Genomic DNA, 22,543 nt, shown 5'->3' with positions numbered 1-22,543 from the left:
GAGTTTGCCGTGTATGCAGCAGCCGGTGCGACGGCGGCAGGCGCAAGGGCCATCGGTAACCATACGCTTAACCGGAATGCTTGATGCCACACTATGGAGTCCTCAGCCGCTGTCGCTCGGATTAAATCGCGACGAGGCTGGCTGCGCAACCTCTTGTTCCTTCTTGTTGCTCCATAAGGGGCGCGGCGCTCCGCGAGCCTCTGCTGCTAATCCACGCGATGGTTGGTGCGGATAGGTTCGGTGTCCTCGATGGCAGTTCTGTGAGCCTCGCTTGAGCGGTTACGAATTATCCCCGCCCATCCGCCGTTCCACGGCGATCAGGCAAGCTGTGTGGGCAAACATCATCGCGGAGGTGAACGACCCAGTTGCAACTTGGGATCTAGTTACCGTGCGTGCACGATTTGCCGCCGGCCATCGCGGACATGCTTTCATAATTGCGGTGAAGGCCTCCAACTTCGATAGCCTCGCTATTCGGACTGCGTTTCGCTGGCAGGTTGCTGGCGCGCTTCTAACCAGTCAGCAATGACCTTGTATTCGTGCTCCAATTTTTCGAGTTCTTGCTTGGTCTCTTTGTGGCCCGTGATCGCAGCTTGGACGCGGCACTGGTGTTCTAGCTCGCGGTATTTTCGGTGAGGCATGGTTGACCCTCCGATTGGACATGAGCCTAGCCTGTTTCGGTGATGCAGGCACTTACATGCGTTAAGCCAGAATGCAGGTGCTTGCTAAAGGACATCCGCCGGCCCCGGGATACGCGGCTTGGAAACCCGATGCTTCGCTCAAATGCCGGTCGTGCCGTACTCCGCGCTACGCGCCGCCTGCCCGCATGATCAAGCTGACCGAGACAAGGCAGATTACGCCCTATAAAAGGGTTCACCCGACCGAAGAGCGATAGACATGGCGAAATTCAGGCCCGACCGTCCCCGCAGATCCGGAAGCCGCAGCCCGCAAGATCGTCCAGCTCGCCGCCAGCACTGAGCCGGTCCAAGACGGCCGAATTCATATCGAGAAGATCAACGCCCCCTTCCTCTACGCGCTCAAAGCGAGCGGGCGGAGTTTGGCGCCGGCATCGAGCATGCGATCGGGAAAGGTTGGCTCGAGTTGCACGAGAGCGGGACTTACGTGCGGCTCCTCGCAGCGGCGACATGATGTAATCTTTCGGCGGCCTAATCGGTAAACCACAGAGCGGCTGATCGAGGTGAGGGAAACAGTTGCGCAAGCCCTGAGGGATTCAAATTTGTGAATTCGGCAGAGAGGGAACGCCCCGGCCGGCGAGGACGAGTTGGAGCGCTATATGCGCTGGTTGCCCCGAGCTACAGGGACGGCCCTCTGCCTCATTGCCTTGCGCACCACGAAAATCTCGGCCGATAGGCCGCCTTTGGTCTGGTGGCCAGGGAAGCGCTGAAATTAAAATTACCTCCAGAACGCCTTACGTTCCTCTTCTTTCAGTGGCTCAGATCACACCCACGATGATCAATACTCCGATCTCAACCAGTAGGAGTGTGCCTGTTGCGGCGGAGATGAAAAATAAATTGCCCAATGACAGGAAGCCCATGATTCGCCTCGCAACTTGCCAAAGAAGCGGCCCCTACATCCTTGGGGCGTAAACAGGGGGGCAGGATGACGGGACCGCTTCTCGGAGGTCCTTGACGCGTTCGTCCGGCGCCAAGCACCCCTAATTAATATTAAGTTTTTGTCCATTTAATTTATTTAAATGCGACTTATTTTAAATATGATGTTTAATGCGCGGTACTGCACGATGCTATTCTCAGCAGGGCCGCCTCAGAGCTCGCGCTCCATCACTGGATGACTATGGTGTCGGCTGCTGAGTCTGGATTGCCGCGGCACGATGCCTAGTCGAGGACGAACAGTCGGATCGCGGACAACAGGTTGGCCTGCTGGTGGCGTCTTAGCTCGGCCGAGGGCAGCCCAATGCGCGCCCGATATTGCAGCACGCTTAATCTCCGGCCACGTCCTGATACGACGCGCCGAATTTTTTTGCGGAAACATCCATCAGCGCGCAAGTTGAGTACGCGCGCTCGCGGCCCCCGGCGCTACTCCTCACGTCCAGCTCTGGAACGGCTTGGGTCGCTCATACTGAGCCCTTCGTTGACCGAACGGCAGAGCCATTTTAACTTCCGATTCACAAAGGTTGGCGCGGGAACATCTCACCGCGTCTACCGTGATCGTCACCGGGGCTGGCTGCATATTCCACTTAGACCTTTTCACCCGGGATTTTTTGACAAGGCGTGGGCCGCAGCGATCGACTTCGCTGCGGTCTTCGTCACTAGTTGGCTTCCGCACATAACGCTCAAAGACGTAGTCGCCGGGATCCTCGGTGAGACGATTGTCGCGGTGTCCTGAGTTGCGGGAACGAGTCGCCAACAAAGAGATTGAGATGTCGGTCGGTGGCGCGACACTCTCACGCCATCCACCCGGAACGGCCCGTTGACCGATGCGCGCGTTGGCAATGGGCCGGTTCTCGTCAGGCTGTCTAGCTGACCCGTCATGTCCATAGAAATCTACCGAGGCCGTGTGCTTGACCCAGACCAACTGGAAGCGCTTCGCCTTGAGCTGGAGAACTTCGCCACCATCGACGAAGTCGATTTCGAGCTGCGCGGCATCATCGAGCGCAACTGGCCCCACTTGGCAGCGAAGCTGCCGCCAGAAGACGCTTGAGAGGCAGTCCCCGTGGGAGCGGATTGGGCAAGGCATTTCTGTCCACCTTACGGACCTCCGGCCCGCCCGCCGGATGTTAGCTTTTGACCCGCCAGTTGTTTGGCAGATCGGAAATTGTCTAGTGCTTTCGCTCTTTCCCTAGCGTTAGTAAGCTGCTTCGCAGGCCAAAAAGCACGAGCTCAACGTCGGATGAAACGCCGAGCTTCGATTTGATGGCGTAGTGATAGTTCGAGACCGTCTTTGGGCTGAGATTGAATGCGGCGGCTATCTCTTCGGAAGACCGGCCATCAAGTAACATTCGCAGTATCTCGAATTCACGAGGGGAAAGAGTATCAATGATACTTGCATCGTCCTGTAGTCGGCTCCTTGCGATGGCGTCACTGACCTCGGGGCAAATTGCAACCCGGCCGGCAGCGACGTCGCACACCGCACTAACGAGCAATTCGGGCGGGCTACTTTTGGTGACAAAGCCCTTTGCACCCGCCCGGAAGGCCTGGAGAGCGAATGTCGCGCTCAAGTGCATGGTGAAAACCAGCAGGCGCGCGGTTGGATCCCACTGACGTATCTGTCGAATGGCATCTATGCCGCCGCGACCCGGCAATGAAACGTCCATCACCACAACATCGGGATTGTTGCTCTTGTACGCTTGATAGGCGCCGGCCGCGTCGGCTGCCTCGGCGACGACAGTAATGCCTTCATGTTTTTCAAGAAGCCGATGGTATCCCTCACGCACAACTGCGTGGTCATCGACAAGCATGACGCTGATATTTCGTGGCCTCATGGCTGGACCGGCGGTACCCGTCACGGGAATGCTGGCGCTGAGGATGAGGCCTTTTTCGGCCTCGGCACAACGCTCATCTCCCCACCCAACGCGAGCGTTCTCTCGCGAATCCCGATCAGCCCGAGGCCGAAACCAAGCTCGCCCCTGATCTCGCGCGCCAATCCCGCACCATCGTCCTCAACGGTCGCCTCCACCAAGCCGGCGCCAGACCTTGACGCAAGGTCGATACGCACCACGGCACGCACGATGGCCGCCTGCGCATGTTTGGCAGCGTTTGTCAGACCTTCCTAACTGATATGAAAGATGTGACTGGTAACCGACAGGGGTAGCCCGTTCACGTCGCCGTGCGCCTCGAGCAGGAAGTGGGTCTTCCCGGAGCCGCGGAGATTATGATCGCCGATTAGTCCCCCAAGGCTCGTGAGCAGGCCGATATCGTCGATCTCCTGCAGTCTCAATTCCTGCACGGTACTGCGTAGCGCCTTCATGATACAGCCCGCAGTTTCCGTAAGGGCCTGAGCTTCGGGAACAAAAGAGGGACAATCAGTCGAGGCGGTGATCTTGATCGAAGCAGCTGTCGCACTCATGGCACTGAGGCTCTGGGCCAGCTCGTCACGAAGCACGCGTGCGAGGTGACGCCTTTCCTGCTCCCGAGCTTCAACCAGACGCCGCGCAAGGTCGGCACGCTCGGTGGTTGCGACTTCCATGGCGTTCGCCAACTGGTTGAAGACGTTGCTCTCAATTAATCGTTGTAACGCGCTGTCGTTTTTGTCTGATCGACGATAGAAGTCCTCCACCAGTTCGCTACGTGAACAAATTTACGACCCACCTCAAAGTCGAATTTCTCTCTGATGCTCTGCCCGAAAAATATTTGCAGCATCGCCAGCATATTGTCGTTCCAGTCGGTCAGTGCTGCCGATAATTGTCAAGCGACGCTTTAAGCTCTGCCTCGGAGCCACGCTTTGACCAAATATAAAACTGATAGACCCTGTAGAGTCGCCGATCCATAAACCGGCCATCGTACACCTCGGTATTGAGCTCAGTCATGGCCAAACGACAAGTCTTTCACTCCGTTCCTTCGAAGGAAGGCTGGGCCTTCAAACACAAGGGTGAAGTGGTTTCGAACCATCGAACTCAAAAGGCGGCCGAGAGTGCCGCCATCCTCGCGGGCCACAAAGCCGAAGGGCAAGGAGGACTTGGACAAGCAGTATTGCACAAGTCCGATGGTACTATCCGGAAGGAGCGAACGTACGGCGCCGATCCCCGAAGCACGAAAGGATAGATGCGCTTGCCGAACTAATGGTTCAGGGCGTCCTTAACCGAGTTTGTTTCAACACGTCCTAAGGAGGCGGCGCCCGATAGGGCTGTCGCATGACGACGACTATTGCAGCACGACTGAGGGGATACATGGCGATGACTGACTAGGAATGGAACGTGCGCGCCGGGGCGGCTGCGCCGGCTACTTGCCTGGTCAAGTCGCTTGGAGAGTCGGATCCGACTTTTCAGGGGAGATTTCTTAAGAACATGGGGGAGGCCTACAACCACTTCCGTGATGACTCTGCGGCTGTTGGAGCCGATGGCAAGCCGCGACCGGTGAAAGGAGCACTCGAAATTCTTGACTGGACGCGCGAGATGCTGACCGGATGGAATCCGATCACTGTACAAGGCCAGCCATTGTTCAGATAGCTCTATGGGCGGCACCTGACAGGTCACATCGAGGAAGCCCTTTGTATTCCATGAGATGGGGCCAGTGACCTACCTTTCGGCGAACTGCTGAAGGCGACCAGATCCCGCTCCGTTTGCGAATCGCGCCTCCTATTCGCCCGCCGACTGGCCCTGAAAGCCTATCGAGACACGTCGACTTGGGCGATCGATAACCCGCACTCGAAGCCCGCGCGGCCTTCAGGTTAACCGCAAACGCTGTCGATCCATCCTCAGATTCTCAGCTACTGGCGGTCATTCAGTCTCGCGCACCGTTTACAATCAACGCAATCTCACTGGGCATGACGGTACCCCGATCGGCACGGCGATGAGCGGCACACTAACGCCGGATGGTCCCGGGACGTAAATCCTCGGTTAGTCCCGTCGCACGGCGATGAACTCCCGTCGTCGTCTTTCGATTGCGATAAGGAGCAGTCAACAATAACTGGAACATGGCTCGAGCCGCCATGTATTGGGCTGCGGACCGGCTGCGCTCGTCGCCAGCCGACAGAGGATTCCCGGATTGATCTGAAACAGACCACCGCCAGGTGCGGCCGCGCTTGCAAATCGAGAGATCGAAGAGAGCAAAGTCGCCGAAGGCCATGGTTCGACCACCCTTCAAGAAGCCCTAACAATAGACAACAAACATTACAGTTTGGAAAGAACAACTTCGGCTAGGGCAGAGTTCCCGAACCCAGTTCACCCGACGTGTCCGAAAGCGCGACCATTGGCGCTAACGATCTTGGGTAGCTATCTGTATAAAATGCGTCCGACTACTTCCCGACGAGGATGTAGAATTCTCTTGGCTTATAACCTTGCACTTTCGCTCGGAAACGGCACACATGCCCTCTCCTACCAATAAGATCGCGCTCTTCATCGACGGGGCCAATCTCTACGCGACGGCGAAAACTCTGGGCTTCGACATCGATTACAAGCGCCTGCTGAAGGAGTTTCAGAGCCGCGGGACGTTGTTGCGAGCCTTCTATTACACCGCGATCATCGAGGATCAGGAATATTCCTCGATTCGCCCGTTGATCGACTGGCTGGACTACAACGGCTACACCGTCGTCACCAAGGCGACCAAGGAATTCATCGATGCCTCCGGCCGCCGCAAGGTCAAGGGCAACATGGACATCGAGCTTGCCGTAGACGCCATGGAGCTCGCCGAGCATATCGACCAGATGGTGCTCTTCTCGGGCGACGGCGATTTCCGCTCGCTGGTCGAGGCCGTCCAGCGCCGCGGCGTGCAGGTCACCGTGGTCTCCACCATCGCCAGCCAGCCGCCGATGATCGCCGACGAGCTGCGCCGCCAGGCTGACGTCTTCACCGATCTCGTCGAGCTGCAATCCAAGCTCGGCCGCGACCCGTCCGAACGCCCTGCCCCCCGTGATCGCGAACCGCGAGGCCATCTGCCGAAGTTTTTACAAGAGCCGAAAGGAAATGACCCACCGCAGTGAATCGGTGCTGCTGTGTCGGGTGAGTGCAAGGGTTTAAACGGCCTTCCGATTTCGAGATCTCAAGCGCGCTCTACCCGGGATAAAGGCGTACGCGCGAACTTCTCGCCTCTGAGGGACGACTGCCCGGCAGGCGCCACCGCATCGGCCCCGGGAAGCTGTTGGCGATGCTCAAGGCGCGCTCCTCGTCCGTCTCAATAGCTATTTTCTGTGCCAGCATAACGTCGCCCTCGACCAAGCCACCCAGCGGAACAAAGCACCACCCCCTTCCGAGCCGCCCGCAATTGTCGACCTCGTTGATGTTAGCGGACGTTCCTCGCCGGATGCGGTACCGCCTCCCGGTATCGCATCCTACGACGTCGAAGTATCCCTTCGCATCGAACTCGGTCCTTTGCTCGGGCGAAAGCCAAGAACGCAGAAGTCGCATTGACCGCCCGTGAATCGTTTTCTCGTCCTTAGCTGCTTGATACAACGTGCTCACAGCCAAGCTTCGCAGGTTCCAGCGGCCGACAGGACCAGACTTTCTCTTCACTGGATGATCATCCGCCGACAAGCCGCGGGAAGAACAACGTCTCTTCCGCGGTTGGATCGAACGTGGTGATCCTGGTTGCCTCACCCGGGCCCGTACGCACTGCCGCGGTATAGCCTTTGCCGATAAATTCCAGGAAAAGCCTCTCCGCCTCCGCCAAGGCATTTGCATTGGAGTTGTCGAAGAAGTGTCGGCTATCGCCGCTGTGATCCATCACGATTTGCGTTGCCATGCTGCGGCTCCCTATTGAATTTAAAAGCAATGTGGAAGCCGAGATCTCGTTCCTAACCTGGTAGAAGGCAACACGACCGGCGGCCACTGTATAACCGTGAAACACAGTCCGCTTTTATCAGCAGGCCCTGCCGGGAAGGTGCGCTACGGGCCAGGAGCTTCACGTCCTGGGGTGCGCTAGCATTTGAACGCGCCTGCCATGAAATTTTGGGACAGGCTGAAGAAGCAGGTGCTCTGCGAAGGAACCGGGCCTGGAGGCACCCATGAACGTCGCGGCTTGGCTGCACGGTCTGGAACTGGGGCAATACGAGCAGGCGTTCCGCGAGAACGACATTGACGCCGAGGTTCTTGCCCACCTGACCGCCAGCGATCTGATCGGGGTTGGCGTCACCTCGGTCGGCCACCGCCGTAAACTGCTTGCCGCGATCGTGGCGTTGCGGAATGCAACAGCGCGGCGGCTAACGACGACCTCGCGGGGGAACGCGCGCGAACCCACCTCCTGCGCGGCAATCTCTACTTCCCGCTTGGAAGGCTCGTCGAGTGCGTGCAGGAGCATGAGCGGGCGCTCGATTACGCGCGAAGAGCGAATTCGCCAGAGATGCAGGCGCGTGCGCTTGGCGGTTTGGGCGATGCCGAATACGCGCGCGGTCGGATGGCCACTGCCTATCGGCACTTGAGCCGGTGCGCGGAGTTATCGCGCGCGTCCGGCGCCGGACGCGTCGAGGTCGCCAATCTCAGCATGGTCGCGCATACCCAGGTGTACCTCAACGATTTCTTCGACGCGCTCGCGACAGCCCAAACGGCGGTCGAGTTGGCGGCGCGAATTTCGGGATGTTCCGGTGGTCGGATTCGCAATCGTCTGTTGGTTCAAACCAACATCCCCCACGACATGAGGACAAGGACATGACTCCCGCGCCGTTAGACCCATTTCGGGCCTCAAGATGAAGACCATTGTCATCAACAATCAAAAGGGCGGGGTCGGCAAGACGACGCTTGCTGTCCATTTGGCTTGGTTCATGGCGGAAGCGAATCTCCGCGTTCTCGTGATCGACGTTGATGCGCAAAGCAATGCGTCGGACACGTTGAGGCACTACGCCGGCTCAACGTTAGCCGCGGATTTGTTCAAGCCGGGGGCGCGGATAGTGCCCAGGGAAGACGAAGGCCTAACGCTGGCGCCGGCCGATAGCTCGCTGACGGATCTCGATCGCAGCAATGCCACCGCCATAACGACTCTGCAAGAAAACCTCGCCATCTCGTCGGATCAGTTCGATGCCTGCGTCATCGATACGCCGCCATCGCTTGGACTTCGCAGTGTCGGCTGTCTGGTTGCGGCGTCGCATGTGCTGGCCCCCATCTATCTGGAGGACTATTCGATCAAGGGGGTCAAAGGTCTGATGCAGACCGTGATCGGGGTGCAGAGGCGTTATGGCCGACAGGATACGAAGTTCCTCGGGTTGCTGCCTTCGAACTTCAATACAAAGTCGCCCCGTCAAAGATCGCATCTTGAGCAGCTCCTGCGCGAGGCTGGCAAATATGTGTTCCCGGGCAAGATCGTTGCATCGGGACGGCTACGCTGAGGCCGTCGCTGAACGTCTGCCGGTCTGGAAGCTGAAGCGTCGCTCTGCGCAAGAGGCTGGTCGGGAAATCCGCGATGTTCTCGCCAAGATCGTCGCGCAGATGGCATCGTGCTCCGTTCTGCGGCATTCGGAGTGGATAGACTCACTTGTGACTGTTGTCCGCTAATTTTCTCTCGTCCATTGTATTTCCCGTGGCCCTCCTATTCGCACAAGCTCGACCCAAGCTTCGCGGCGCCGATCTACGCGACGCTGGTCGAGGTCTAAGGCGAGGAAGGTCACTCGCTCATCTGGTCTCGCCCGAACCGCGACTGAAATCGCGCGCAAGAAGGCTCGCCAGTGGCAAGGTCTTCATTTACCGAAGGGCAGAGACAACGACGAGAACGCGAGTATGCCGGCCAAGCGCTCAAGCACGGTGCAATCCGGATCGACCAGCACAGCAAAGGTTATCTCGTTCCGCCCGAGGTCTCTTAGAGGATTCCCCACGCCCGGTACCGCCCTCGCCCGGTGGCCTCGCGCAGGCCGAGCTCGATTACCAGGCTCAATGCTGCGCGTGACGTGATTCCCAATTCTTCAGCGATCATGCCCGCAGAGACAACCGGACGGCTCAACACGTAATCGACGAGCGCAGGGAGTTTGGAAGTCGACCGGCGGCCGGTTAGTTTCCGAAGCAGTAGCGCGCGCTGGTTGAGCCACCGATCGTGCGCCTTCAACCCGACTCCGGCCGCAGCCGTGATGGCATCTAGCTCCGCGACAAGCCGCGTCGCGGTGTCGCGCGACCGGCGCCGCTCGCGCGGAATGGTTTTAAGCCCGTCGAAGAGGCAGGCGAGGTGCGAGCGTGTTTTACCGCGTTGACGCAACAGTGCCGCCGCTAGCAATTGGCCGAGCCATGGCCTGTGCTGTAGCGGTTCGATGCTGCGCCATGCATCGGCGGCAATGGCCGCCGCGAGCGTCGGCGGCAGGCTGCGGGCTTCATCAAGGCTGTCGCGCCAGGCGGCAAGGCGCGCGTCCTCGTCCCAGTCGATGTCGTAGACCAGTGGATCGCGCTCGGTCGCGCGGCGCATCTGGGTTCGGCTATCGCTGGCGAGGGCGCGATCGGCCTTGGCGATTGCTGCATCGACCGCGGCGAACGCCTCAGACAGTCGACCGTCCCTCGGGGTTAATGCAAGTGGCTCCTCTGCCTCCAACACATCGCCGGCCTCCTTCGCATCGCTGCCCCCTGCCCGACTCCAGTCCTCCTCGCCGCCTACCCCGTCCAGGTCGCCTGTCCCGTCTTGGCCGCGCAAGCTGGCAAGTCCGGCCGGCGACAATGCCCAGTCGGGCTTTTCCCGGTCGATGCGACGGCGGGCGCGCAGCACGGCGCGCGCCCGAGTCAGCTCATGTGTCGGGGCGCGGATATCCATGCCGGCGTCATGGAGAACCAGATCTTCGAGGTGGACGAGTTCGCCCTCCAGCCATAGACTGGCGCAAGCGTCGGTGAAGTGGTTTCGGCTGACCCACCCATCCCGAATCGGGCTTTTTGCGAGGCGTTCGTCGAGGCGGGCAAGCGCGTCCTCCGCGGTCGCAAGCGGGCGGGCGATAGCGGCCCAGGGCAACGGATCTGGCGTTTTGTAGCCGAAGAGCAAGGCCTTGATTACCTTAACAAGTGCTGTTGAAACGGAATCTATCAGGCGGATAGGTTCCGTCATAGCGACGGCCGCTTTCGGTTGTCTTGCTAGCCACTGTTATCGACAACAATCCACGTCAGAACACAAACTTAGTGGCTCTCGCGGCCCGAGGGCCTGAAAATCAAGCCAAGGGGCGTCCCATCAAGGAGGGTCGACCCCTAAATTTAGCTGACCGCGGTCATCCGACGCGGCCTGTGCCGCCATCGATTTGGGTGGTTTGAGGCAGCCCCGCCTTCTTGAAGGCCCCTGCCCTTCCGATCGCTGGCCGGTCATCGACGGCGATTTGTATCTCTCTCGTCCTGGTCTACACTTGCCGTGAGCACTCCTGCGCCGACGGCGTCATGCCGCTTCGATGTCCGTCTGCGGGAAATCGGTGCCTTTGAACATCAAAGGCTCCCCTAAATAGCGGGCGCAGGCGTAGGCGAAACAGTCCCCGAAATTAAGCCGTGCCGGGTGCCGCCCCTTGCCGTAACGGTCGAAAGCATCGAGCGCGATCCGGGCCGTTTCGGGGGGCACTTGCACTATCTTGATCTCCATCAGCGCCAAATAGCTCTCGACCGCTTCGCTAGCCTCCGAAATTGGGAGACCAAGCACTCGGGCCACGGCGATCGCTGCCTCCCACACCGCCAGCGGCGAGGTCAGGCGCGTGGCCGCTTGGTGAAGGCGCGCCAACAGCTCCCGCGCTTCGTCTTCGTCGGTCAACAATGAGGTCAGAGCCGAGGCATCGATAAACATCAGTCACCCCCGTAAAGGCCGTCGCGGAACGCCTTGTCTGCCGGCTTGCCCTTTTGCGGATTGCTCCTGGCCCGGAGATCGCGACAGAACTGGACGCCCAGATCGACCAAGGACGGCTTGCCCTGCTCGCGCTCCAGCTCGTGGGCAAGTGCCGTATGCACGGCCTCGGTGAGCCCGATCTTCTTGAGCGCGGCGACCCTGCGGGCCAGCGCGTCGGTCTCGGGATTCTTAATGTGGAAAGCCATTGGGCGCTCCTCTACCCACCGCCGTGTATCCTTATATAGCATACCGGATACACTACTTGAAGTCTCGTCCCAAATTGAGCGCCAGGGCCTCCTGACGGTGGCTCGCGGAATTCTGATGGTTAACGCGAGAAGTTCCTTCGCCCCTACGCAGATCCTTGAATTCGGAGCAGTACGCTCCTCCTAGAAGTCTGTTCAGCCGGCGGCCCTGCCGAGTTCAGCCCCAGCCGAGTAGAGCCGGCGGGCTCTGAATGCCCTGTGGCCTGCCGATACCCGAGAAATGGGTCGCCCAGCCGGATGCAATCGCAGAGGCCTACGGGGCTGGAAAGTCCGCTCCCTTCCTACTCGCGGCACAAACCGTTAGGGCCCGGGCGACCTCGAGATGCTGGGTCGAATGGCGTTATCTGGGCCGGGCCCCACGTCTTTCCTTCAAATGACCGGCCAGACGCTCTGATTTCCGCGCGAGCAACTGGGCTTGTCCAGCTTGTTGACCGCGGTCAACTTTCAGCGTTCGAGCGCGCACGCCCCCGGCGGATCTAGAGGTGCCGGGATACCGCGGAAAGCCGGCCCACGGTCGGGGTTCCTGCAGCGTAGGAGCGCCTGACCGAGACGGGTCCGGCGCTCGGTAAACCCCTCGCGTTGGAAAGTTGACCGCGGTCAACTTTTGCGAAGTGTCATACGACGCGGCCCCCCTGTCAAAAGTGCCGGAAGATACGGGTAAGACCTTGAGTGGGCGCGGCCGTCCAGACTCACACGTTCGCCAAAAAATCGAATCTGGGACCAACGTCTTTGACCATCAGCTTCAACACGCAGAAGACAAGTCGACTTGCAAATCGCAGAGTTCGAAACTGGCCTGACGGACATCTTCGAGCAGAGCCTGCGCAGGCCGGTCTGGTGCGGAACGTCGCATGGGGCATCGTTTGCCAATTGCCTCAGACGACGCGAGGAGTGGAGCGGCTCGAAAGGTCGCAAAGCCGACCCAGCCCCAGTAGGAAAGTCGGTGACGCCCTGTGGAGATTCGCGCTCTCCGCTGCATCGAGACACCGCAGAACGTCATCGCAATCAACGATCGGCCCGACCGGAGGAGGGTGCCTTTCGATCTAGCCAACGGATGGTTCGGAAGTCTTGGAGAGAAGGGGTCTCGCTTGAGATAGTAAGCCCCTTCAACCCGCCACGGGCCGAGATCTTTCGCCGCTCGCGCCCCAAGATATTCTGTCCCAGACAAACACTGCATTGAGCTGGCAGCAGCTTATCCAGCGGCGGAAGAAATCTTCATGGCGTTATCCCTGGATTTTGAAGGTATAGCGCCTTCCACGGCAGGATGTTCGGCGGCTAGGGAGCCGCGATGTTGTCGCTGGTGGCGCCGAGCGACTGCGGCCGGCAGGGTGCTTGAAGTGGGCGACGTCGAGCAGTCTGGCCGAGACCACTTCTCAGTAGGTGAGTGGGATTGCGGGCGAACTTCGCCCAGCCGGGGACCGCTTCGCGTCCGCATTGTTGCTGCCTCGTTGAATCGCGATGCATGCAGGAGCTCGGCCTTTGCACGACTGGTTCGTTGGCCTGGCCCCCGCCGTCTCGCCTTAATGTCTTGTTAACCCTTTCTTCATTGCCGAGCGGTAGAGAATCGGAGTTACTAACGCCGAATGTAGAGTTTTCGGCAAAATGTCGTAACCACGAGATGCCGCCGTGTCTTTAACGGAACAAACTGTCGCCGATCATTCGGCGTTAAATGAGCCTCGCGCGATCCATGAACTGATCGCTGCGGACGCTCGCGAGCTGTCGGCAAAGCTTGTCGCCCACAGACTGAAGCTCTTCCCGCCGAAAGCCGCCAAAACCTTACGTCGATTCTCGTCCGGCGAAGCGGCCAAGTTGATCGGCGTGAACGACTCCTATTTGCGGCAGTTGTCGCTCGAGAAGAAGGGGCCCGATCCCGAGATCGGCCCGGCCGGCCGACGTCTCTATTCCTTGGACGACATCCAGGCCCTTCGGACTTATCTCGATGAGACCGGAAAGGCCTCGCGCCGATATCTGCCGACGCGCAGGGGAGGGGAGCACCTGCAGGTCATAGCCGTCGTCAACTTCAAGGGCGGCAGCGGCAAGACCACCAGCGCGGCGCACTTGGCCCAGCACCTCGCCTTGCAAGGATATCGCGTTCTTGCCGTCGATCTCGATCCTCAGGCGTCCTTGTCGGCTCTGCATGGATACCAGCCCGAATTCGACGTCGAAGAGAATGGCACCTTGTATGGTGCCATCCGCTACGACGACAGCCGCCGCGAGCTGAGCGACATCATCCGACGGACCTACTTCCCGCTCCTGGATATCGTGCCAGCGAACATCGAACTGATGGAGTTCGAGCACGAGACGCCCAAGGCTCTGGCCCAGCGGCAGTCCGGAGATCCACTCTTCTTCGCAAGGGTGGCGACGGTGCTCGGGTCGGTGGAGGCGAATTATGACGCCGTGGTCATCGATTGTCCGCCCCAGCTGGGATTCCTCACGCTGTCGGCGCTATGTGCCGCGACCGCGGTCCTCATCCCGGTGCATCCGCAAATGCTCGACGTGATGTCGATGTCGCAATTCCTCCTGATGACCTCGGACTTGCTGGAAGTCGTTGCGAAAGCCGGCGGCAACATGAACTACGATTGGATGAGATATCTGGTCACCCGCTACGAACCGGGCGACGGTCCGCAGGCGCAGATGGTCGGCTTCATGAGGTCGCTTTTTGGCGATCGCATGATCACAAACATGATGCTGAAAAGCACCGCGATCAGCGACGCCGGCATCACCAAGCAAACCCTCTACGAGGTGCCGCGCGAACAGTTTACGCGATCGACCTACGACCGCGCGATGGAGTCGCTCGACGGCGTCAATGGGGAAATCCAGAATCTCATGCAAGCGGCTTGGGGGAGAGCCTGATGGGACGCAAGAACCTACTCAGCGATCTGCTGAGCGATGCCACGCAGGCCGCCCCGAGCGCGCCGCCGGCGGAAGAGGGAAGGGCGTCTCAGCCTACCCTCGGCGGGCGTGGCGTCGTCGGAGCCATGAGCCGATCACTTGAGCGACTGTCTGCCGAGAGCGAAGCGGCGAGAGCGCTGGCCGATCGGTTCGCCAATGGCGAGACAGTGCTCGAAATCGATCCCTCGCTGATCGACGCATCAATCGTACCCGACCGGATGCCTGGTACGGACGAGGAGCATGAGGCGCTGGTCCAATCGATCTCCGCCAACGGCCAGCTCGTTCCTGTTTTACTGCGTCCTCATCCGAGTCAGCCGACCCGCTACCAGACGGCTTACGGTCATCGCCGGGTGAGGGCGCTGAAGGCGCTCGGAAAGCCAGTTCGTGCGGTCATCAGGAAGATGACCGACGAAGAGCTCGTGGTGGCGCAAGGCAAGGAGAACGGCGAACGGAAGGATCTTTCGTTCATCGAGAGGGCAATCTACGCCGTCACTCTCGAGGACCGCGAGTTCAAGCGCGACACGATCGGCTCCGCCCTTAGCGTCGACAAGACCGAACTCTCCCGCCTGATCTCGGTCGGCCGAGCCATTCCGCGTGCGTTGATCGAGGCGATCGGCCCAGCGCCGAAGACGGGCCGGAGACGCTGGATGGAGCTCGAAGCCTTGCTCCAGGGCAGGGATGCAATCGGCGACTTGGCACAGCTGGTATCGAGCCAGGCCTTTCGCAGTAAAGATTCCGATGCGCGCTTCCTTGCCGTATGTGCAGCGCTTGCGCCCAGGCCGCAGCGAACGGAACCCGAGTCCTGGACGTCGGCTGACGGCAAGGCGGTCGCCTCGATCGAACGCAAAACGGAAAAGACCACCCTCGCGGTAAACGAGAAGGTCGCCCCGGGGTTCGGTGAATTCGTCGTAGGGCGACTAGCTGAACTTTACGTGGAGTACCTCAAGGGAACTGCGTAGGCGCGCTTCCCGAGGCTCGTGCGAAACATGGCGCAGCCAGCGACGAAGGCTTGCGGCGCGATCAGTAGGCGTATCGATTTTCAACAGAGGAGTAGAACGCAAAGAAAAAGGCCCCCGAAACGTCTCCGCCCCGGAAGCCTTCTCTAACGTGTAAGCAGCCTTAGAGAATCACGGACGCGAATCCCAGTCAAGCGTATTTGCTGCGGTATCGATTCGCCGAGCGCTTTTTCTTTGCCTGGAAAGGCGAAGAACATGACCGACAGTCACCCAACGACGCCCTTCGGGCGGCGGACGCTGACGCTTGCCATGGTGGCGAGCCAGGCGGCCGCGAAGGCATGCCCTGAAGACAGGGTAGTTCACAAGTGGAAGATCTTCCGCGCGATTACCGATGCGAGGGAGCGGCTCGATATCTCGGATCGTGCGTTGACCGTGCTCAACGCCTTGCTGACGTGTCTACCGGAGACGGCTCTTACCCCTGGCAACCTCGTTGTCTTCCCCTCGAATGCGTCGCTGAGCGAGCGCACGCACGGCATGGCAGGGACCACGCTCCGAAGGCATTTGTTCGCGCTGGTCAACGCGGGACTCATCATCCGCCGCGATAGCCCCAACGGAAAGCGATACGCTCGGCGATGCGGCGATGGCACAATCGAGCAGGCGTTCGGGTTCGATCTGACGCCGATCGTTGCGCGGGCCGAGGAGTTCGATCGTCTGGCCGACGAGGTGAGGATCGAGCGCCGCACCATCGCCCTGGCGCGGGAGCGTGTCTCGATACTCCGGCGGGATATCGCCAAGATGATTGCCGTTGCGGCGGAGCAGGGGGCCCTGGGCGACTGGGGGGATGTCCGGAGACGCTTTGCCGGTCTCAGTGGCCGCTTGCCGCGCGCGGTCGGGCTAGGCCTCCTCGAGCCTCTGGCCGAAAACCTGGAGCGTCTCGCCGCAGAGGCAGGCAAGCTGTTGGATTGTCATCTCTCTGCACAGAAAACGGACGGCAATGACAGCCATTCCGGCGCGCACTATCAGAATTCAAATCCAGACCCCTTAATTGAACTTGAACCGGCCTCTCAAGAAGGCAGGGGCGCGATCAGTGAAACCCAACCGGTGCCGGAGAGGAGGAGCCAACAGGCGACGAGATTCCCGTTGGGGCTGATCCTCAAGGCTTGTCCCGACATCGCGATGTACTCGCGGACAGGAATCGGAAGCTGGCCGGAATTGATCGCGACGGCCGCGATCGTTCGATCGGCGCTGGGGGTCAGCCCGAGCGCCTGGGAAGACGCCGTGGACGCGATGGGGGAGGGCGATGCAGCGGTTACGGTCGCCGCGATTCTGCAACGCTCGGCGGAAGTCAAAAGTCCGGGCGGCTACCTGCGGGGTCTTACAGCGAAAGCTAGGGCCGGCAATTATTCCATCGGACCGCAGATCATGGCGCTCTGGAAGAAGCAAAAGACTGCGAATGATAAACAGGCTTCCTAGCAGCGAGCGGGCGTTCCAACGCCCTGCGACTGCGTCTCCGGCACCGTTGGACGCGAACTGCACTGCGGGCGCGATTGAAGTGTTCGATGGTTGATAGAAGCGATGCCGCCGGAGGGCGCGGGAGGCACCGTGGCGCGATGTGAAGGACGGAGAAGGGGAGCGGCAGAACATAGACTGACGGCGCGCCCACGATGTGGCGGTGAAGCGGCCGACGATCTGCACTGCGACCTTTTCGTCAGGCCTCGCCGGAGCCGGAGAACAGCACGGTCGGTGGCGTTGCGCGCTGGGGCGGGATGGATCGTCCGCCGGGTGATCCTGGTCTGCTCTTGAGGTCGTATCGCTGGGCCAGGTCGAGGAGCCGCCGTCTGGTGAATGGGTCCGCCTTCTCGGCTAGATCGCGCGCCCGCTGCGCGAAGCTCCTGTAAAATTCTTCCACGACGCCACCCCCGCAACATCACTGAAAGCCGGATTTCAATGCTGGACGCGCTCCACGTCAAGCGGTCTGGTACATACGGTCAAGTTTTCGGCGATCTACTTGTGTTCGCGGCACACCGGGAACTAAGCTGGTACCGGCACGGAAAATCCATGACACCGCTCTACCTGAGCCGGAAGCTGTGCCCGAAGTGCGGGAAGCCGATGACGGCTGCGTCCGAAGACGTCGCGCATGGCCGGCCGCGCTACTTCTGCCTGGTCTGCGAGGATGATCCGCTGCACGATCCCGCCGCCCGAAAGTGGGCGGATAGCCCGCTGCGGCCGCCTGCCAAATAGCGTCCGATCGGTATCGAGCCCGGCAGCCGGATTGCTGCGGAGGCCGATTGTGCTCACGAACCGATCCAACGCTGTGGTGTTGCAACCCGCACCACCAGCGTCGTCCATCGCGCGCCGGCGGTATCGTCGCGGAGCCGGCGCCCGGCTTGTCCACCGACGCTACCATCTGTTCACGCCCTGCAGGGAGGTCGCATTGATGCGGAGGGCGAGGTGCATCCACATGGCGAAGGTCGGAGCCTCGTTATCGATCTTGCTGTGGCGACTTCGACCTCGCCGACGTTGCTGACAGCGACGGTTTCCATTGCAAGTGATCGCGCGGCGCTTAGGTGGCCCTGCTTGAGGTGAACTAGGTTTCGGCGCGATGCCCGTTGCCTCGAGATCCGAATGGCGCATAGGGCCGTCTGTCTTCATTCCATGTGTTTTCGCGACGGGCGCACTCATCTGCGTCCTCGATAGAGCTGGTCTGACCGAAGGGCGATCCCGCTTCGCGGGCTCTCGATCTTGTCCCCGCAACGTCCGTCCTCGACTTTCTTCCCCTGGCGCTGCGCGCCATTCCTCGCGGTTCAAGAAAGTCGCTGCCGGCCGCCCTCCATTTCATTTCGGCCCTCTGGGTGCAGGTCGATCGCCTCCGGTCTCACGACCGCCATCGAGGTCGCGATGGGCGCGGCCCGAGAAAACAAGGGAATGAGACAATGGCTACCATCGGCACCTTCACCTCCACGCGCAATGGCTTCTCCGGTGCGATCAAGACGCTCAACCTCAACGTCAAGGCCAAGCTGATCCGCGTCGAGAACCCTTCCGACAAGGGACCGCACTTCCGCATCTACTCGGGCAACGTCGAGTTGGGTGCGGCCTGGCAGAAGACCGCCAAGGACACCGAGCGCGACTACCTCTCCGTCAAGCTGGACGATCCGAGCTTCCCCGCTCCGATCTACGCCACCCTGACCGAGGTCGAAGGTGCGGAAGGTCTCCAGCTGATCTGGTCCCGGCAGAACCGGGACTGAAGCTCAGCCAGTGGGCTCCGCCGCAAGGCGGGGCCTGCTTCCCTTCGACCGGAGATGCGATCATGACCATCGACACTATCGAAGAATTGCGCGCCGATAGATTGCAGTAGGCAGCAGCTTGCTGCCTGCTCAGCAACCGCGGCGTAAGCTGTCGGCAGGGCGTCGAATCGACGTCCTGGGTCGTGGTTGAGTTTGAGAAGCAGATAGCCGCACTGGTTCTTCCACGAGATGTGCGACGATCAGAAGCGGGCGAATGTTCGTCCGTAAGACGCGCGTTGCGCGCGCGACCAGCAGATTCCGACTCCATTTTGACGTGCCAGTCGCCGGTACCAACGGCGATTGTTTCACGTGACTCGTCTTAAGACTGAGTGGGGAGGAGAACTAGCTTGACACCGGATAACCGTGTGTACTTGTAAAACTATCTCAAAACCGTAGCGAAGTCAAAGCAAGATCGGGAAGCAAGCTGCTCACGATCTGCCCCTACTTCTCATGCGCTGCTCATTCGGCGAGCCCAGTTAATTTCCAGCGACCGCCTTCGAACGCCGTCGGGCCAAATGAATTGTCCCTGCTTTTCGTTCGACCGCGATCGAGTAATCCAGTTTCGTCGTGCCAATTCGTCCAGCACGAGTTTGCGCTGCAAAGCATTGACAAAGACGCGGTTGAACTTGTCGGTCTTCACTATGCAGCGGTATCGACCGCGCTCTGGCTCGACATACCCCTCCATCGAATCATACTCACTGCGCTCGATCGTCGAAGCCCTTGGTAAGCTCATCAGCCGGGCCTTGAGCAATTTCCAACCTGCCTCGAGGGTTCGCTGTTCAGTTGAAAGCGTATCGAGAGCCGTATCGCAGCATTTGGCGATTGCGTCCAGGAGTTCTGCCCTTTTCCAGGGAAGGTCAACGCCTTCGATCGCAAGTGCGCCGCCGGCATAGACAATGCCGAATTTTCGTATGATGTCGGCGTACACGATGCCATCTGCCCTGCCGGCCGCATTCGCCCGAAACCGGTTCACGTGTCTGATGATCTTGTTCCGAAGCTCTGCCCGAGACCTGATCAGAAACCTGATATACTGTGCGAAGATTTCGCCGTGGTCTTTGGCGCACGCGGTGTAAACCGCCGAAAACAGTTGCTGCAATTCTGACTGGCCGAGCTGACCAGCGTTTGGCACTCGATCAAAGATATGATCGAGACCGTCCAAGTAAATGGGTACATCGATTAGGCGGCGAGCATCACCGCCTCTTTGCTCGCCGCACTTGGCCGCAAGCTCCGCTATTGTAGTCTCTGCTGATGTGAGCGAAATCACCCGGTATTGCTCTCCATTGTCCGAACCTTCGTCGAACGCGGGGCTGCGTCGCTTGGTCGAGCCTGTTCCAAGATTGTGGGCGAAATTGTTTGTACTGCGATACTTTTCTTTCTCAGATGCGACTGGCATCTTGTTTAGATCGTCGACGACCATCAGGCAGTCATTATGTGAGCGCAGGGCTGGCTCAAGGCCAGCCAATGTTGCGTTCCAAGTGAGCAACTGGTCGATCTGACCGGCCCCACCAACTGACGAGCCGATCAAGGTGGCTGTCGTCTTTCCGCCTCCGGTCTTCCCTGCGAGACAAAATCCGAACGACTGCTCGTTCGCGATGCGCAAGAGGGGCGCCGCAAATGAGCAGCACGTGGTTACGGTAGCGCGCTTTGGCGGCCCGCGATCGAAACAAACCCGCAGAACCGAGACTTCTACGGTCCCGAAAACCGCTTCGTTGAGGGGTTGCGCGACGTTCTGAATGGATGGCTTGAGACAGCGCCTGTAGATGCGACCGCATATGTGAGGACGGCTCTGAACGATGAGTCCGAAATCATTCGCCGCATCGCTCTGCACACGGTTACCGAACATTTAGAGGTTCTGAAGCCGGTTTTCGAGCCCATGATAAGTCCAACAATGTTCCAGTCTGGACACCGGCACGAACTCTATCGCCTTCTCTCGTCGCGTTTCGCAGAGTTATCGCCAGATGGAAAGACGAAGGTTATCGATGCCATTCGAAACCTATCCATGCCGTCGAAAGGGGAAGATCGGGAACGTCGCCTGAAATTCACGCAGCGGGAATGGCTCTCAGCCATCAAGGACCAGCCCGAAGCGGCCGCTTGGTTTGCCGAACTGACAGCCGCGCCTGAGTCGGGCTCTGTCACCGAGCATCCAGACTTTCTGTCATATCACGAAACGCGTTGGGGTCCTGGCCCCGCGCCGTATGAGACTGACTCGCTGGTTGCATTCGCCGAAGATGGTTCGTTGATCGAGCGATTGAACAGCTTCCAGCCAGGCGATTTTTGGCGCGGTCCGACGCTCGGTGGCCTAGTGTCAGCTCTCGAAAACGCGGTTTCGAGCCAGCCTGACGCGTTCCTGTCGCTGCTCTCGGACTTTCACGCCGCCAAGGTGCCGTTCCAGCATGCCTTGATACAAGGGTACAAGAAGCTGTTCGATCCTTCGAACAACGCGAAACCGGAGTTCGATTGGAAGTCAGCATGGCCCAAGCTCATGCGATTTTTCGCAGAGACGGTCGCTGAAGAAGGCTTTTGGGACAAAGTCGTAGAGGATGAAAAGGCGGATCTCATACCTACGCGCGCGTGGATGAGATCGCTAATCGCAAGTTTTCTGGAGAACGCAACACGCGACGACGATACCGCCTATCCGGGTGAGCTTCTCCCCCAAGGCTGGGCCATTATTACGACGATGTTAGCCCGAGCCGAGTCTGGCGATCTCAGCCTCTCCGATCCGATGACGCACGCACTCAATACGGAAAAAGGTCATGCGGTTGGAGCTATGTACAATCACGCGCTTCGCGCCTGCCGTGTTGCAGACCAGACAACACAGTCGCATAGTGCGGTCTGGGAGAGCATGAGGGGCGCCTTTGATGCGGAGCTGGCAAAGTGCCGAGACGGAAATTTTGAGTTTTCGACGCTTTCGGCATCCTACATCGGCAACCTTCACTACTTGAGCCTAGATTGGCTCACGGCCAATGTGGCGCAGATGTTTCCCGCGCGCGACTATCCAAGTAATTTCAAGGTAGCGATTGGTGGCTTGGCTTATGCTGGTCCTAATCGTCCGATTTATCAGCTTCTCGCCGGCCACAAGATATTTGCGGAAGCGCTCGCGGCAAAGCTCGAGGATAAGAATGGGCGAGAACGCGTCATCGAGTGGGTCGGCTTGGCCTATTTGTGGGGTGACGAGCAACTTGACTCACCGATCGTCCAGACGATTTTTGCAGCGGGCGTCGAAGACGTTGAAGCTCTGGCCGACCTATTTTGGCAGGTTCGTCGTGACGAACTTACAGACGCACAGGTAGAACGAGTGCTCGTCTTCTGGGAGCGATGTCTGACGTGGCTCAAGGAGCGCGGCACGATATCTGAACACTTTATGGCGCGCTTAAGTCGCCTTAGCCCCTACATCAAGAAACTGGACGGCCGCACCAGGCCGTTGCTGGCGGCGGTGGTGCCATATGTCCACACAGATTACGCCAGCGATAAGATGGTTGAGGAACTCGCGCGGCTCGTCGACACGGATCCCGCTGGGGCCGCTTCGCTCCTTGAAAGGATGCTGGAATCGAGCGCGCCGAACTTCGACCTTGATGACAAGCTCAAAACGTTGATTGAGAATCTGGCAGATCTTGGTCTGCGCGCGGAGGCGATCCGTTGCACGGAGAAAGTCCGCCGTACGCTTCCAGGAATGCTCGATCTTTACAAGAAACTAGTAGCGTCCGGCTAGCCACGTGGCTGGAATAGGTTCCGAATCTCTGCTGGTACGACCGAGATTCATTTCGTTC

The 22,543-nt window shown here is 59.6% G+C and carries 22 protein-coding genes; 11 read left to right on the top strand and 11 right to left on the bottom strand.

Features of this window, described 5'->3' with window-relative positions:
* Positions 1-467: 467 nt before the first annotated feature.
* Positions 468-638: a hypothetical protein gene (locus tag NLM27_RS42205; protein WP_254149243.1), complete on the bottom strand. Its 171-nt coding sequence runs from the start codon at positions 636-638 to the stop codon at positions 468-470.
* A gap of 1,867 nt (positions 639-2,505) precedes the next feature.
* Between NLM27_RS42205 and NLM27_RS42195 the strand changes: the two genes are divergently transcribed.
* Complete coding sequence (locus NLM27_RS42195; protein ID WP_254149242.1) at positions 2,506-2,676, top strand: hypothetical protein; 171 nt, start codon at positions 2,506-2,508, stop codon at positions 2,674-2,676.
* Positions 2,677-2,794: 118 nt separating this feature from the next.
* Here the strand turns inward: NLM27_RS42195 and NLM27_RS42190 are convergent, their stop codons facing one another.
* From NLM27_RS42190 to NLM27_RS42185, 3 genes are read right to left on the bottom strand one after another with little or no spacing between them, the layout of a single operon-like run.
* Positions 2,795-3,457, bottom strand: a complete 663-nt coding sequence (locus NLM27_RS42190; protein WP_254149430.1) for a response regulator transcription factor — start codon at positions 3,455-3,457, stop codon at positions 2,795-2,797.
* A 20-nt stretch (positions 3,458-3,477) separates the two neighbouring features.
* A complete protein-coding gene (locus NLM27_RS44280; RefSeq protein WP_375142361.1) occupies positions 3,478-3,738 on the bottom strand; it encodes an ATP-binding protein in 261 nt (86 codons plus the stop codon).
* A gap of 6 nt (positions 3,739-3,744) precedes the next feature.
* A complete protein-coding gene (locus NLM27_RS42185; protein WP_254149241.1) occupies positions 3,745-4,251 on the bottom strand; it encodes a sensor histidine kinase in 507 nt (168 codons plus the stop codon).
* Between the two features lie 248 nt (positions 4,252-4,499).
* Here NLM27_RS42185 and NLM27_RS44275 point away from each other — a divergent pair, with 248 nt between their 5' ends.
* Both NLM27_RS44275 and NLM27_RS42180 read left to right on the top strand, forming a co-directional pair.
* The gene (locus NLM27_RS44275; RefSeq protein WP_375142351.1) at positions 4,500-4,736 is read left to right on the top strand and encodes a DUF2188 domain-containing protein; all 237 of its coding nucleotides are present in this window, start codon (positions 4,500-4,502) and stop codon (positions 4,734-4,736) included.
* A 1,261-nt stretch (positions 4,737-5,997) separates the two neighbouring features.
* The gene (locus NLM27_RS42180) at positions 5,998-6,612 is read left to right on the top strand and encodes an NYN domain-containing protein (RefSeq protein WP_254149240.1); all 615 of its coding nucleotides are present in this window, start codon (positions 5,998-6,000) and stop codon (positions 6,610-6,612) included.
* 70 nt (positions 6,613-6,682) lie between these two features.
* Here the strand turns inward: NLM27_RS42180 and NLM27_RS42175 are convergent, their stop codons facing one another.
* Both NLM27_RS42175 and NLM27_RS42170 read right to left on the bottom strand, forming a co-directional pair.
* Complete coding sequence (locus tag NLM27_RS42175; RefSeq protein WP_375142350.1) at positions 6,683-7,141, bottom strand: hypothetical protein; 459 nt, start codon at positions 7,139-7,141, stop codon at positions 6,683-6,685.
* 7 nt (positions 7,142-7,148) lie between these two features.
* Positions 7,149-7,370 carry a hypothetical protein gene (locus NLM27_RS42170; protein ID WP_254149239.1) on the bottom strand — a complete coding sequence of 74 codons (222 nt, stop codon included), beginning with the start codon at positions 7,368-7,370 and terminating at the stop codon, positions 7,149-7,151.
* A gap of 262 nt (positions 7,371-7,632) precedes the next feature.
* On the opposite strand from NLM27_RS42170, the gene NLM27_RS42165 reads away from it, so the two are divergent.
* Together NLM27_RS42165 and NLM27_RS42160 are read left to right on the top strand one after the other, a co-directional pair.
* Positions 7,633-8,046 carry an SAM domain-containing protein gene (locus NLM27_RS42165; RefSeq protein ID WP_254149238.1) on the top strand — a complete coding sequence of 138 codons (414 nt, stop codon included), beginning with the start codon at positions 7,633-7,635 and terminating at the stop codon, positions 8,044-8,046.
* Between the two features lie 264 nt (positions 8,047-8,310).
* Positions 8,311-8,946 carry a ParA family protein gene (locus NLM27_RS42160; protein ID WP_254149237.1) on the top strand — a complete coding sequence of 212 codons (636 nt, stop codon included), beginning with the start codon at positions 8,311-8,313 and terminating at the stop codon, positions 8,944-8,946.
* Positions 8,947-9,413: 467 nt separating this feature from the next.
* On the opposite strand, the gene NLM27_RS42155 is transcribed toward NLM27_RS42160, so the two are convergent.
* The 3 genes from NLM27_RS42155 to NLM27_RS42145 form a co-directional block, all read right to left on the bottom strand.
* On the bottom strand, positions 9,414-10,631 hold the full coding sequence (locus NLM27_RS42155) for an RHE_PE00001 family protein (RefSeq protein WP_254149236.1): 1,218 nt from the start codon (positions 10,629-10,631) through the stop codon (positions 9,414-9,416).
* Positions 10,632-10,949: 318 nt separating this feature from the next.
* Positions 10,950-11,345, bottom strand: coding sequence for a type II toxin-antitoxin system VapC family toxin (locus NLM27_RS42150; RefSeq protein WP_254149235.1), 396 nt, complete (start codon positions 11,343-11,345; stop codon positions 10,950-10,952).
* Positions 11,345-11,590 carry a type II toxin-antitoxin system VapB family antitoxin gene (locus NLM27_RS42145; RefSeq protein ID WP_254149234.1) on the bottom strand — a complete coding sequence of 82 codons (246 nt, stop codon included), beginning with the start codon at positions 11,588-11,590 and terminating at the stop codon, positions 11,345-11,347. Before NLM27_RS42145 ends, NLM27_RS42150 begins: the two co-directional genes overlap by 1 nt.
* A 1,680-nt stretch (positions 11,591-13,270) precedes the next feature.
* On the opposite strand from NLM27_RS42145, the gene repA reads away from it, so the two are divergent.
* The 3 genes from repA to repC all read left to right on the top strand — a co-directional run bounded on the left by repA (position 13,271) and on the right by repC (position 16,965).
* A complete protein-coding gene (gene repA, locus NLM27_RS42140) occupies positions 13,271-14,497 on the top strand; it encodes a plasmid partitioning protein RepA (protein WP_375142349.1) in 1,227 nt (408 codons plus the stop codon).
* A complete protein-coding gene (gene repB, locus NLM27_RS42135) occupies positions 14,497-15,495 on the top strand; it encodes a plasmid partitioning protein RepB (protein WP_254149233.1) in 999 nt (332 codons plus the stop codon). Before repA ends, repB begins: the two co-directional genes overlap by 1 nt.
* Positions 15,496-15,747: 252 nt before the next feature.
* Positions 15,748-16,965 (top strand): plasmid replication protein RepC, encoded by a 1,218-nt coding sequence (repC, locus tag NLM27_RS42130; RefSeq protein ID WP_254149232.1) that lies wholly within the window; start codon positions 15,748-15,750, stop codon positions 16,963-16,965.
* Positions 16,966-17,200: 235 nt separating this feature from the next.
* Here repC and NLM27_RS42125 read toward each other — a convergent pair whose 3' ends face one another.
* Positions 17,201-17,401, bottom strand: a complete 201-nt coding sequence (locus NLM27_RS42125; RefSeq protein WP_254149231.1) for a hypothetical protein — start codon at positions 17,399-17,401, stop codon at positions 17,201-17,203.
* Positions 17,402-17,550: 149 nt separating this feature from the next.
* Here NLM27_RS42125 and NLM27_RS42120 point away from each other — a divergent pair, with 149 nt between their 5' ends.
* Together NLM27_RS42120 and NLM27_RS42115 are read left to right on the top strand one after the other, a co-directional pair.
* The gene (locus NLM27_RS42120; protein WP_254149230.1) at positions 17,551-17,733 is read left to right on the top strand and encodes a hypothetical protein; all 183 of its coding nucleotides are present in this window, start codon (positions 17,551-17,553) and stop codon (positions 17,731-17,733) included.
* A 692-nt stretch (positions 17,734-18,425) separates the two neighbouring features.
* The gene (locus NLM27_RS42115) at positions 18,426-18,737 is read left to right on the top strand and encodes a DUF736 domain-containing protein (RefSeq protein ID WP_254149229.1); all 312 of its coding nucleotides are present in this window, start codon (positions 18,426-18,428) and stop codon (positions 18,735-18,737) included.
* A 487-nt stretch (positions 18,738-19,224) separates the two neighbouring features.
* On the opposite strand, the gene NLM27_RS42110 is transcribed toward NLM27_RS42115, so the two are convergent.
* Positions 19,225-20,604 carry a DUF927 domain-containing protein gene (locus NLM27_RS42110; RefSeq protein ID WP_309144825.1) on the bottom strand — a complete coding sequence of 460 codons (1,380 nt, stop codon included), beginning with the start codon at positions 20,602-20,604 and terminating at the stop codon, positions 19,225-19,227.
* On the opposite strand from NLM27_RS42110, the gene NLM27_RS42105 reads away from it, so the two are divergent.
* Positions 20,494-22,485 carry a hypothetical protein gene (locus NLM27_RS42105; protein ID WP_254149227.1) on the top strand — a complete coding sequence of 664 codons (1,992 nt, stop codon included), beginning with the start codon at positions 20,494-20,496 and terminating at the stop codon, positions 22,483-22,485. The two genes, NLM27_RS42110 and NLM27_RS42105, sit on opposite strands and share 111 nt — an antisense overlap.
* Positions 22,486-22,543: the final 58 nt, after the last annotated feature.

The organism is Bradyrhizobium sp. CCGB12 (assembly GCF_024199845.1).
Classification (GTDB): domain Bacteria; phylum Pseudomonadota; class Alphaproteobacteria; order Rhizobiales; family Xanthobacteraceae; genus Bradyrhizobium.
This window is presented reverse-complemented; position numbering and strand designations above follow the sequence as displayed.

Coding starts and splice junctions, on each gene's coding strand:
- NLM27_RS42165 (WP_254149238.1), top strand. CDS start 7,633: ATGAACGTCGCGGCTTGGCTGCACGGTCTGGAACTGGGGCAATACGAG.
- NLM27_RS42170 (WP_254149239.1), bottom strand. CDS start 7,370: ATGGCAACGCAAATCGTGATGGATCACAGCGGCGATAGCCGACACTTC.
- NLM27_RS42150 (WP_254149235.1), bottom strand. CDS start 11,345: ATGTTTATCGATGCCTCGGCTCTGACCTCATTGTTGACCGACGAAGAC.
- NLM27_RS42160 (WP_254149237.1), top strand. CDS start 8,311: ATGAAGACCATTGTCATCAACAATCAAAAGGGCGGGGTCGGCAAGACG.
- NLM27_RS42120 (WP_254149230.1), top strand. CDS start 17,551: ATGACACCGCTCTACCTGAGCCGGAAGCTGTGCCCGAAGTGCGGGAAG.
- NLM27_RS42145 (WP_254149234.1), bottom strand. CDS start 11,590: ATGGCTTTCCACATTAAGAATCCCGAGACCGACGCGCTGGCCCGCAGG.
- NLM27_RS42205 (WP_254149243.1), bottom strand. CDS start 638: ATGCCTCACCGAAAATACCGCGAGCTAGAACACCAGTGCCGCGTCCAA.
- repB (WP_254149233.1), top strand. CDS start 14,497: ATGGGACGCAAGAACCTACTCAGCGATCTGCTGAGCGATGCCACGCAG.
- NLM27_RS44275 (WP_375142351.1), top strand. CDS start 4,500: ATGGCCAAACGACAAGTCTTTCACTCCGTTCCTTCGAAGGAAGGCTGG.
- NLM27_RS42195 (WP_254149242.1), top strand. CDS start 2,506: ATGTCCATAGAAATCTACCGAGGCCGTGTGCTTGACCCAGACCAACTG.
- NLM27_RS42190 (WP_254149430.1), bottom strand. CDS start 3,457: ATGAGGCCACGAAATATCAGCGTCATGCTTGTCGATGACCACGCAGTT.
- NLM27_RS42180 (WP_254149240.1), top strand. CDS start 5,998: ATGCCCTCTCCTACCAATAAGATCGCGCTCTTCATCGACGGGGCCAAT.
- repC (WP_254149232.1), top strand. CDS start 15,748: ATGACCGACAGTCACCCAACGACGCCCTTCGGGCGGCGGACGCTGACG.
- NLM27_RS42155 (WP_254149236.1), bottom strand. CDS start 10,631: ATGACGGAACCTATCCGCCTGATAGATTCCGTTTCAACAGCACTTGTT.
- NLM27_RS42115 (WP_254149229.1), top strand. CDS start 18,426: ATGGCTACCATCGGCACCTTCACCTCCACGCGCAATGGCTTCTCCGGT.